The organism is Pseudonocardia sp. NPDC049154 (assembly GCF_040648315.1).
Classification (GTDB): Bacteria; Actinomycetota; Actinomycetes; order Mycobacteriales; family Pseudonocardiaceae; genus Pseudonocardia.
This window is the reverse complement of record NZ_JBEZDN010000193.1, coordinates 1-10414: the sequence shown is the minus strand read 5'-3', so window position 1 is coordinate 10414 and position 10414 is coordinate 1. Positions and strand designations below refer to the sequence as shown.

12 protein-coding genes are annotated in these 10414 nt (G+C 73.9%); 7 read left to right on the top strand and 5 right to left on the bottom strand.

Annotation, left to right across the window (positions count from 1 at the left end; translation table 11 throughout):
• Window positions 1-160 precede the first annotated feature (160 nt).
• Genes AB0B41_RS41315 through AB0B41_RS41290 form a run of 6 tightly spaced genes read left to right on the top strand, consistent with a single transcriptional unit; the run spans window position 161 to window position 4406 of the window.
• On the top strand, window positions 161-340 hold the full coding sequence (locus tag AB0B41_RS41315) for a hypothetical protein (RefSeq protein WP_358212495.1): 180 nt from the start codon (window positions 161-163) through the stop codon (window positions 338-340).
• Window positions 337-783, top strand: coding sequence for an Asp23/Gls24 family envelope stress response protein (locus AB0B41_RS41310; RefSeq protein WP_358212494.1), 447 nt, complete (start codon window positions 337-339; stop codon window positions 781-783). The genes AB0B41_RS41315 and AB0B41_RS41310 overlap by 4 nt, the downstream gene beginning before the upstream one ends.
• 11 nt (window positions 784-794) lie before the next feature.
• Window positions 795-1340, top strand: coding sequence for a DUF6286 domain-containing protein (locus AB0B41_RS41305; RefSeq protein ID WP_358212493.1), 546 nt, complete (start codon window positions 795-797; stop codon window positions 1338-1340).
• Complete coding sequence (gene amaP / locus AB0B41_RS41300; RefSeq protein WP_358212492.1) at window positions 1337-2005, top strand: alkaline shock response membrane anchor protein AmaP; 669 nt, start codon at window positions 1337-1339, stop codon at window positions 2003-2005. Before AB0B41_RS41305 ends, amaP begins: the two co-directional genes overlap by 4 nt.
• A 20-nt stretch (window positions 2006-2025) precedes the next feature.
• Complete coding sequence (locus AB0B41_RS41295; protein WP_358212491.1) at window positions 2026-2790, top strand: 3-hydroxybutyrate dehydrogenase; 765 nt, start codon at window positions 2026-2028, stop codon at window positions 2788-2790.
• A 35-nt stretch (window positions 2791-2825) separates the two neighbouring features.
• Entirely contained in the window at window positions 2826-4406 is a 1581-nt protein-coding gene (locus AB0B41_RS41290) for an alpha/beta hydrolase (protein WP_358212490.1), read from the top strand.
• A gap of 3 nt (window positions 4407-4409) precedes the next feature.
• Here AB0B41_RS41290 and AB0B41_RS41285 read toward each other — a convergent pair whose 3' ends face one another.
• From AB0B41_RS41285 to AB0B41_RS41270, 4 genes are read right to left on the bottom strand one after another with little or no spacing between them, the layout of a single operon-like run.
• A complete protein-coding gene (locus AB0B41_RS41285) occupies window positions 4410-5390 on the bottom strand; it encodes a glycine betaine ABC transporter substrate-binding protein (RefSeq protein ID WP_358212489.1) in 981 nt (326 codons plus the stop codon).
• Window positions 5390-6193: an ABC transporter permease gene (locus AB0B41_RS41280; protein WP_358212488.1), complete on the bottom strand. Its 804-nt coding sequence runs from the start codon at window positions 6191-6193 to the stop codon at window positions 5390-5392. The genes AB0B41_RS41285 and AB0B41_RS41280 overlap by 1 nt, the downstream gene beginning before the upstream one ends.
• The gene (locus tag AB0B41_RS41275) at window positions 6190-7383 is read right to left on the bottom strand and encodes an ATP-binding cassette domain-containing protein (RefSeq protein WP_358212496.1); all 1194 of its coding nucleotides are present in this window, start codon (window positions 7381-7383) and stop codon (window positions 6190-6192) included. The genes AB0B41_RS41280 and AB0B41_RS41275 overlap by 4 nt, the downstream gene beginning before the upstream one ends.
• A gap of 1 nt (window position 7384) precedes the next feature.
• Window positions 7385-8032: an ABC transporter permease gene (locus AB0B41_RS41270; protein ID WP_358212487.1), complete on the bottom strand. Its 648-nt coding sequence runs from the start codon at window positions 8030-8032 to the stop codon at window positions 7385-7387.
• Between the two features lie 287 nt (window positions 8033-8319).
• Here AB0B41_RS41270 and AB0B41_RS41265 point away from each other — a divergent pair, with 287 nt between their 5' ends.
• The gene (locus AB0B41_RS41265; RefSeq protein ID WP_358212486.1) at window positions 8320-8541 is read left to right on the top strand and encodes a hypothetical protein; all 222 of its coding nucleotides are present in this window, start codon (window positions 8320-8322) and stop codon (window positions 8539-8541) included.
• A 19-nt stretch (window positions 8542-8560) separates the two neighbouring features.
• On the opposite strand, the gene AB0B41_RS41260 is transcribed toward AB0B41_RS41265, so the two are convergent.
• Window positions 8561-10126: a heparan-alpha-glucosaminide N-acetyltransferase domain-containing protein gene (locus AB0B41_RS41260; RefSeq protein WP_358212485.1), complete on the bottom strand. Its 1566-nt coding sequence runs from the start codon at window positions 10124-10126 to the stop codon at window positions 8561-8563.
• Window positions 10127-10414 lie beyond the last annotated feature (288 nt).

Genomic DNA, 10414 nt, shown 5'->3' with positions numbered 1-10414 from the left:
CAGTCTTGTAGACGCGACCGGTGCCGAACAGACCGACCAGCTCGGTGGCGACGCGGTCCGGGGTGAGCAGCACGCCGGAGCGGACGAGGGCCCGCACCCGCGTGGACCGGCCCACCACCGACCCAGATCGACCCGACCCAGATCCAGGAGCGGAACGAGAATGACTGCCACCCAGACCGGCCTGCTGGCGGGTCTCCTGCTCGGCTTGGCCGCCGCCTTCGGCGGGTTCGTCGCCTTCGTCATCGTGCTGGTCCTCGGCGCGATCGGGCTCGCGGTCGGCCGGTTCCTCGACGGCGAGCTCGACCTGTCCGGCGTCTTCGGCCGGGCCCGCGACAAGTGAGCGCCCCGACCGCGGCCCGCCCGGTCCCGTTCCCCGTCCCGGCCCAGGGGAGCCGGGCCCCGGCCGCCGTCGCGCTGCCCGGCTGGGCACCCGACGCGGACGAGCGCGGGTACCTGGACATCGCGCCCGCCGTGCTGCGCACGATCGTCGAGTACGCGACCGACCTGGTCCCGGGCACCCTGCACCGCGAGCGCCGGGTGGCCGGCGTCGAGGTCGGCGACGCCGGCCCGCGGGCGCGGATCAGCGCGACCGGCAACGCCGTCGACGTCCGGCTCGAGCTGGCCTGCGCCTATCCCGCCCCGGTCCGCGACACCGTGGCGGCGGTGCGCGCCAAGATCGCCGACGAGCTCGAGCGGATCTCCGGGTACCGGGTCCGCTCGCTCGCCGTCACCGTCTCCGGCCTGCGCGAGCCGACCCGGCCCGCGCAGCCCCGGATCCGATAGAGGAGGTCCGCGTGCGCGTGCTGCTCCGCACGCTGTCCCCGCTGCTGGGCCTGGCCCTGGCGGCGGCCGGCGTGCTCCTCGTCGTCGAGGTCGTCGCCGCCTGGGTCCGGCCCGCCACCGGCGGGCTCCTGGTGCCCTGGTCCACCTGGCAGGCCGCGCTCACCGAGCTGACCTGGTCGGATCGGCCCGTGATCATCGTCTCGATCTGCGTGGCCGTCCTGGGACTGCTGCTCCTGCTGGTCGCCCTGCTGGCCCGCCGGCACGACGTCCCGCTCACCGCCCCGACCCCGGAGATGACCGTGGCGACCTCGCCGCGCGTGCTCGCCCGGCTCGTCGGGCGGACCGTCCGCGAGTCCGACGATGTCGCGGCGGCCACCGTGAGCGCCTCGGCCCGCAGGATCGTGGTCCGGGCGGAGGGCTGGCCCGACGCCGGCGGCGGGTACGGCGAGCTGACCGCGACCGTCCGCGGCCGGGTCTCGACCCTGCTCGACGAGCTGCCCCTCGCCCGGCGGCCGCGGGTCGTCGTGTCCACCCGCGGCCGGAAGGAGCCCCGATGAGCACCCCGACCGACGTGCCGGCCGGCGACGGCCCGGGCACGGATACGGCCGCACCGCCGCGGCGCGTGCTGCGCGGCTCCCGGAAGGCCGTGGCCCGCTCGGCCGTCGTCGACCGGGTGTGGCTCGCGCTGCTCGGGTTCGTGCTGCTCGCCGCCGGCACCCTCGCGGCCCTGCTCGGCTTCGGCGTGTTCGGCGTCGGCCGCGCCGCCCGGCCGCTGCTGGACCCGCTGATCGTCGACGCCCTCCGCGCGCAGCCGCAGCTGTGGCGCTGGGTCGCGATCGCGGTCGGTGTCGTGCTCGTGGTGCTCGGGCTGTGGTGGGCCGTGCGGTCCCTGCGCCCGGAACGCCGTCCCGACCTGCTGCTCGAGGAGAACCCGGACACCTCGCTCCTGGTCACGGCCGGGGCGCTCGCCGAGGCCGTCACCGACCGCGCGGGCGCGCTGCCCGGCGTCGGCAAGGCGCGGGCCCGGATGGTCGGTTCGTCCGGCACACCGGCGCTGCGGCTGACGGTGTGGGTCACCGACGAGGCCGACGTCGCCGAGGTGTGCCGCCGGCTGGAGAACGAGGTCGTCGCCGAGGCCCGGCGGTCGCTCGGTCTCGCGCACCTGCCGGTCGCCGTCCGGCTGGAGCTCGACTCGGTCACGCACGCTCCCCGCGTCGCCTGACCGCTGGTTAGCCTCGACGCATGACGCGCAGCACCGATCCGGTCCTGTCCGGCCGCACCGCCCTGGTCACCGGCGCGGCGAGCGGGATCGGGGCGGCGATGGCCCGCCGGCTCGCCGCGGACGGGGCGCGGGTCTACGCCGTCGACCTCTCCGCCGACGCGGTCAAGGCGCTGGCCGCCGAGGTCGACGGGATCGAGGCCCTGCGCTGCGACCTCACCGACCTCGCGGCCGTCGACGCCCTGCCCGGGGACGTCGACGTCCTGGTCAACAACGCCGGCCGGCAGCACGTCTCCCCCATCGAGGACTTCGACCCGGAGCTGTTCCACCAGATCCTCACGATCATGCTGGAGGCGCCGTTCCGGCTGGTCCGGCGCGTGCTCCCGCACATGTACGGGCGGGAGTGGGGCCGGATCGTCAACATCTCCAGCGCGCACGGGCTGCGCGCCTCGCCCTACAAGTCGGCCTACGTGGCCGCCAAGCACGGGCTGGAGGGGCTGTCGAAGGTCACGGCGCTGGAGGGGGCGCCCCACGGCGTGACCAGCAACTGCGTCAACCCCGCGTACGTCCGGACGCCGCTGGTGGAGAAGCAGATCGCCGACCAGGCCCGCCACCACGGCCTCGACGAGGACGAGGTCGTCGAGAAGATCATGCTGACGCCCGTCGCGGTGAAGCGGCTGATCGAGCCGGAGGAGGTCGCCGAGTTCGCGAGCGTGCTGTGGGGCCCCGCCTCGGCCTCCATCTCGGGTGTCTCGCTCGTCCAGGACGGTGGCTGGACCGCCCACTAACCCCCCGTTCACCGGTGGGCGGGCAGACTGGGAGCGTGGGGGCTCGTGCACGCGTGGTGATCGTCGTGTTCCTGGGCGTCCTCGTGCTGGCCGCGTGCTCGGTCGGGCCCTCGCAGCGCCCGCCGGTCGCGGTGCGCGGCGAGACCACCACCGGACCGCCGCCGACCACCGCGGCCGGTCCGGCCGACCCGGACGCTCTGCCCACGCCCCAGGACCAGGACCCGCTCGTCGACTACGCGGACTGCACCGCGGACACGGTCGAGGCGGTGGCCGCGGCCGGGTTCCCGGTCCCGCCCGGCCGCGCACTCTCCGCGAGCTGCGGCGAGCTCTCCGTCTCCACCGACCCGGCCCACCCCGCCGCCGGTGCGTCGCGGCTCGGCGTGCTGCGCGTCGGGGCCGCCGACGCCCCGCGCACCCGCCCGGCGCTCGTCGTCGTGGGGGACAGTGCGGGCGGCGGCTCGGCGCGCTCCGCCGGGCGCCTGGCCGCCCTGGTCTCCGACGCCGTGCTGGCGCAGTACCAGCTCGTCGGGCTGGACCGGCGCGGGACCGGCAGCGACCTCCTCGACTGCGCCCCGCCCGAGGCCCGCGCGGCGATCACCGACACCCCTCCGGTCGGCGGCGCGGGCGACCTCGGCCCGCTGCTCGAGCAGGCGCGCTCGGTGGTGCAGGACTGCTACCTGCTGCTCGACGACACGATCAGCTCGTACCGCACCGCGTCCACCGCCGCAGACCTCGAGCAGCTGCGGACCGCGCTGCGGGTCGACCGGCTCGACGTGGTCGGGATCGGCGACGGGGCCAGCGCGGTCGCGGCGTGGGCGGCGGCGCACCCGCGGTCGGTCGGCCGCGTGGTGCTGGACTCCCCCGTCGACCTGGTGTCCGACGAGCCGGAGCGCAGCGAGGCCCGGGCCGGCGCGGCCGAGGCGACCTTCGACGCCTTCGCCGCCGCGTGCGTGGCCCGGGGCGGCTGCCCGCTCGGGTCGGACCCGCGGGCCGTGGTCGCCGGCGTCGTCAGCGGGCTGGGCACGCGCCCGCTCGCCTCGGCCGACGGCGACCGGCTCACCGCGGGCGGCGCGCTCGCCGCCCTGCGCACGGGCCTCGGCGAACCCGCCCGCTGGCCGGCGCTCGCGGCCGGGCTGGCCGCGGCCGGCTCCGGCGACCCCACCGGCCTGATCGCCTTCCTCGCCCCGGTCCTCGGTGCGGGCGGGACGTTCGACGACGAGCTGGCCACCGCCTGCAACGACACCACCCGCCGGCTCGCCCCGCCCGAGGTCGCCGAGCTCGCCGACCGCTGGTCGCGGCAGTACCCGCTCTTCGGCGCCGCGGCGGGGCAACGGCTGTTGGCATGCGGGCCCTGGCCGGCGTCGACGGGCGCGCCGACCCTCACCGCGCTGCCCGCGGACACCCCGCCGGTCCTCGTGCTGGGCACCGCGGCCGACCCGCGCGCCCCCCAGGACGGCTCCCGCCGGGTGGCGCAGCTGCTCGGCCGCAGCTCCTTCGTCGGCTGGCAGGGGGCCGGGCAGGGGGCCTACCCGCGCAGCGCCTGCGTGACCGCCCTGGTCGAGCAGGTGCTCGTCGCGGGGTCGATCCCCCGCGACGGCACCGTCTGCCCCGCCTGACCCTCAGGACGTGTCGGGCCCGATGAAGCCCTTCTCGATCATCCAGTCTCGGGCGACGATGCCCGGGTCCTCGCCGTCGACGTCGACCTTCTTGCCGAGCTCGATCATCTCGTCGTTGTTCAGCGCCATCGCGACGGGCTGCATGACCTGCTCGATCTCCGGGTGCTGCCGGTAGGTCTCCTCCCGGAGCACGACGCAGATGTTGTACTGCGGGAAGAACTTCTTGTCGTCCTCGAGCACCCGCAGGTTGAGCCCGGCGATCCGGCCGTCCGTCGTGAAGATCTCGCCGAAGTTGCAGGTCCCGTTGGCGATGCCGGCGTAGATCGCGCCGGTGCCGAAGGTCTTCACCTCGCTGGGCTCGAACCCGTAGGTCGCCTGCACACCCGGCATCCCGTCCTGGCGGCTGGCGAACTCCGTCTCCACGCAGAACACGCCCTGGTCCGGGTTCTGCTTGAGGAACTCCGTCATGTCGGAGGTCGTGCGCAGGTTGTGCTGCTGCGCGTAGGCCTCGGTCACGCCGAACGCGTAGGTGTTGTTCAGCTTGGAGTACGGCAGCCAGCGCAGCCCGTTCTGCTGCAGGTCCTCGTCCCGCACGGCCTCGTACTGCTTCTGCTCGTCGGGGATGGGGTCGGTGTGGCCGAGGTAGTTGATCCACCCCGTACCCGTGTACTCCCAGGTCAGGTCGATGTCCCCGGTCTTCAGCGCGAGCCGGGAGTTCGACGAGCCCTGGATGTTGGTGAGGTCGCGGACGTCGGCGCCGGCCGCCGCGAGCGCGAGCTCGGCCATGTAGCCGACGAGGATCTGCTCGGTGAAGTCCTTCGAGCCGACCGTGATCGTCACGCCCTCGAGGGCGGGCACCGGCTTGATGGACCCGGGCGTGACGGTGAACGGGACGGCGGTGTTCGTGGACAGCCCGCAGCCCGCCAGCAGCGCCACCGCACCGAGCGCCGCCACCGCGGCGCCGAACCGCCTGAACCGCCGCATCACTCCGCTCCCTTCGGCGCCAGCCACCGCTCCGCCATGCCACCGAGCCAGTCGACGAGCAGGGCCAGCCCGATCGCCAGGACCGCGCCCACGTACATCACGGAGTTGAGCTGCAGCTTGTAGCCGGTGTCGATCAGCTCGCCCAGCCCGCCGCCGTTGACGAAGAACGCCAGGGTGGCCGTGCCGACCGCGAGCACCAGCGCGGTGCGCAGCCCGGCGAGGATCAACGGCACCGCCAGCGGCAGCTCGACGCGCATCAGCACGCCGCCCGCGGACATCCCGATGCCCCGCCCGGCGTCGATCAGCGAGCGGTCGACCTGCTGGATGCCGACCATCGTGTTCCGCAGCACCGGCAGCAGCGCGTAGAAGATCAGCGGGATCGACACGGCCCACAGGCCCTCGATGCCCGACCACAGGAAGAACAGCACGATCACGCCCAGCGCGGGCGCGGCCTGCCCGATGTTGGCTATCGCCAGGAACACGGGCGCGAGCCACTTCAGCGTGGGCCGCGTGAGCGCGATGCCCAGCGGCACCGCGATGGCCACCACGAGCAGGCTGACCACGATCGTGATCAGGATGTGCTGCCCGAGCAGGCTGAGGATCGTGGGGAGGTTCAGCGTCTCCCGCTCGTTGGCGTTGAGGTCGCTCGTCAGCGCCCACACGACGACGGCCACCACGATCACGACGACGGCGATCGGCTGGAAGAACAGCCGGAACCGTTCCGACCGCGAGGTGACGCTGGGCCTGCGCTCGACGGCGCTGGTCTTGCTGACGCCGGGGAAGCCCTCCGCGATGGCGGTCATCCGGCCTCACCCACCCCGTGCTCCTCGCGGACGCCCGCGAGCACGTCGGTGACCGTCGTGATGTCGATGGTGCCGACGACCTCGCCGCGCGAGCCCGTGACCACCGCCCGGCCGCCCTCCGTGAGGATCGCCTCCAGCGCGTCCTGCAGCGTGGACAGGGTGGTCACCGAGTCCCCCACGGGCTTGCCCGCCTGCTGCAGCGAGCTGCACCCGGCGAGCTCCCGCACGTGCACCCAGCGCGTCGGGCGGTGGCGGTCGTCGACGACCAGGGCGTAGGTGCGCCCGGCCTTCGTGAGTCGGTCCGCCACGGTGGCCGGGTGCTCGTCCTCGCTCACGGTGAGCACCTCGTCGGTGCTGTACTGCACGTCCCGCACCCGCATCAGCGTGAGCTGCTTGAGCGAGGCACCGGCGCCGACGAACCCGGCGACGGTGTCGTTGGCCGGGTTGGCGAGGATCGCGTCCGGGGTGTCGTACTGCTGGATGGTCGAGCGGTCCCCCAGCACGGCGATCTTGTCCCCGAGCTTCACGGCCTCGTCGAAGTCGTGGGTCACGAACACGATCGTCTTGCCCAGCTCGGACTGCAGCCGCATGAGCTCGTCCTGCAGGTTGCCGCGGGTGATCGGGTCGACGGCGCCGAACGGCTCGTCCATCAGCAGCACGGGCGGGTCGGCGGCGAGCGCACGTGCCACTCCGACACGCTGCTGCTGGCCACCCGAGAGCTGGCGCGGCAGCCGGTGGGCGAACGTGCCCGGGTCGAGCCCGACGAGGTCCATCATCTCCTCGACGCGGGCGGCGATGCGCTTCTTGTCCCACTTGAGCAGGCCGGGGACCACGGAGATGTTCTGCGCCACCGTGTAGTGCGGGAACAGGCCCGCCTGCTGGATGGCGTAGCCGATGGTGCGGCGCAGCTGGTCGGGGTCGATGTGCAGCGCGTCCCGGCCGCCGATCGTGATCGTGCCCGAGGTCGGCTCGACCATCCGGTTGATCATCCGCATCGTGGTGGTCTTGCCGCAGCCGGAGGGGCCGACGAACACGACGACCTTCCCGGCCGGGATGGTCATGGTGAACTCCTCGACCGCGGGGGCCGCCGTGTTCGGGTAGCGCTTGGTGACCCGGTCCAGCCTGATCTCGGCGCCGGAGACGCCCCGGGTGTCGCTGCTGGTCACATCGGTGGTCGGCGACGTCGTCATCTCAGTCACGCACACCCTTCGAGACGGTGAGACGGGCGATCAGGACGAAGACCCCGTCGAGGAGGAGGGCCAGGATCACGACGCCGAGCGTGCCGGCGAGCGCCTGGTTCAGGGAGTTGGCCGAGCCCGCGCGGGTGAGCCCGGAGAAGACCTCGGAGCCCAGCCCGAAGCCCTTGGCGTAGGCCGCGATCACCGCGATGCCCATGAGCATCTGGGCCGAGACCCGCATACCGGTGAGGATCGCGGGCCACGCCATCCGCAGTTCGACGCGGGTGAGCACCCCCGCGCGGCTCATCCCGATGCCCTTGGCGGCGTCGGAGACCGCGGGGTCCACACCGGCCAGTCCGACGATCGTGTTCCGCACGATCGGGAGCAGGCCGTAGAGCGTCAGAGCGATCACGCTCGGCGTCACGCCCAGGCCGACGATCGGGATCAGGAGGCCGAGCAGCGCGAACGACGGGATCGTGAGGACCGTGCTGGACAGTGCGGTGGCGACCGCGGAGCCGGCCGGGCTGCGGTAGACCGCGATCCCCACCCCCACGCCGATGATCGCCGCCAGGATCGTGCACTGCACGACCCCGCTCAGGTGGAGCAGCGCCTGGAGCGACAGCCGGTCCCATCTCTCGGTGACGTACTGCCAGAGGTTCACCGTCGCCCTCCTCTCGTCACGTCCGAGAACGTTCACCCGGAGCGGGTTCTCGTTCGAGTGTGCGAGGGAACTTACGACGAGGAAGACGGTCTTGCCCGATGGAACGACGCCCGTGGGTCGCGGTGCGTCCCCCGTGTGGCAACTGCGCTGCCCCGGACGACCCAGTACGGCGCCACCGTCGTCAACAGTGATGAAACCGGCCGCCGGGCGACACGTTCTGGGCCGGACGCGCGACGAGCGGGGTGGACACAGAACAACCGGACTTCTCCTCGGGGGTAGAAGCCAGCATGACCGCGATCCTCCCGGACCGCCCCGCCACCGCTCCGTACGTCTCCGTGCCGGCGCCGGCCACGCCGGCCTCGGCCCGGGTGGCCGGCGTCGTCGACACCGCCTGTCGCTGCGGGCACGGCTCCACGGCCCACGAGCACTACCGTCGCGGCACCGAGTGCGTGACCTGCGACTGCCCGCGCTTCCGCCGCGCCGCCGGCATCCGGCTCTTCCGCCGCTGACCCGCGCGCGGCCCGCGGGTCACGAGGGCGGCCCGGCCTCCTCGTCCTGCTGCGCGCCGCCGCCCCGGTCGTCCCGGTCGTCCCGGTCCGTCTGGTCCGCCTGGTCGCCCTGATCGTTCTCGACGTCCTCGGTCCCGTCGGGCGGCAGGGGCGCGAGGGTGGGCGGCTCGGCCCCGTCCTCGGACTCGGCGAACGTCTCGACCTCGCCCGCCGGCTCGGCGCCCCCGTCCCGGTCGCTCGTACCGAGCACGATCGCGACGCTCAGGCCGAACAGGGCGACCACCAGCCCGATCGCCGCCACCCGCGCCGGATCCGGCCGCCGGGTCGGCTTCGTGGCAGGCGCACCGTGCGCGCGACGCCGGCCTCCGACGGCCCGCCGCGCCGCACTCGCGGGGACCGACACGAGCGTCTCGAGCGGGCCGCGGCCGAACGTCCGCCGCCAGGCCACCGCCGCTGCGAGCGCCCCCAGGATCATTGCGACGAGCAGCACGACCGGCTCGTCCGACAGGATCCCGCTCGCGAGCAGCACCAGGTGCGCGCAGTACAGCGTCAGCGAGAGCTCGCCGGCCGCGGCGAGCGGTGACAGCAGGCGCCGCACGGCGTCGACGCGGGTCAGCAGCAGGAGCGCGCCCAGCAGCGCCATCGCGCAGCCCAGGGTGTGCGCCAGGTCGACGGGCGTGTGCCCGTGCGGCGTGGGCAGGGCGAGGTACCACCACGTCGGCATGGGGTAGGCCTCCCACAGCAGCCGCTGCGCGACCTCCGCCGAGGACGCGTCGCCGGCGGGAACCATCGCCGTCAGCTCCGCGAGCCCGCCGAGCGGGTACAGCAGGATCCACGACACGATCCGCGAGCCGGCCGCGAGCACCAGGCCTCCCCCGACCAGGCCCCAGCCCACCCGCCGCGACGACAGGTCGAGCCGGCCGATCGCGAACCCGGCCGCGAGGTAACCGACGTAGACGATCGCCGGGTACTCGCCCGTCACGAACAGCTGCAGCAGGAGCCCGCCCGGGTCCTGGAGCAGCGTGAGGAGCGTGGGATCGGTCGCCGCGCGCGGTAGCCCGGCCATCGCCACCAGCGCGACCGGGCCGAGCAGGAACGCCACGACCGTGACGGCGACCAGTGCGCGCGGGCCCAGCCACAGCAGGGGTACGGCGAGCAGGAAGAAGACGCCGTAGAAGGGCAGGATCCCGTCCACCCCGTTCAGCGGGGCGAGGAAGCCGAAGAACAGGCCGAGCAGGCCGATCAGCACCGCGCGCACGACGAGCCCGGCCGCGGCCGCCCCGCGCCCGCCGACCCGGCTGCCGGCCAGGAACGCCACACTCACGCCGGCGACCAGCACGAAGGTCGACACCGCCCGGCCCGCCGCGATCACGGTCGCCGCCGTCGGTGAGCCGTCCTGGCCGAACACGGGGAAGACGTGGGTGGCGAACATGCCCAGGAGCGCCACGCCGCGCGCGGCGTCGACCCCGACCACACGCCCGTCGGGCCGCGTCCGCGGTACCCGGATCGGCACGGTGGGGGCATCGGCAGCGAGCGGGACGGTGGGTGCACCGGCCCACGACGGACCGGCACGGACGGCGGACATCGACACGGCTTTCCTCCCCGACGATCTGCGCGCACCACACGGCGCGCGCCTCGGGACCGAGCCTGCCGACGCACGCCCGCACAGTCGTTAGGGCGAACCCCCGGCCTGGCGGGTGTCCACCCCCCGCACCCGACCACCCGGTGAACGGCGCTCTCGTTCATTCCTGGTGAGCGAGAGCGCCGTTCGCTCACCTGATCCGAGAACGCAGAAAGGCCCCGGAACCGAAGCTCCGGGGCCTTCCTGAAAGGTTTGATGTCGGCGGCGACCTACTCTCCCACACCCTGGCGA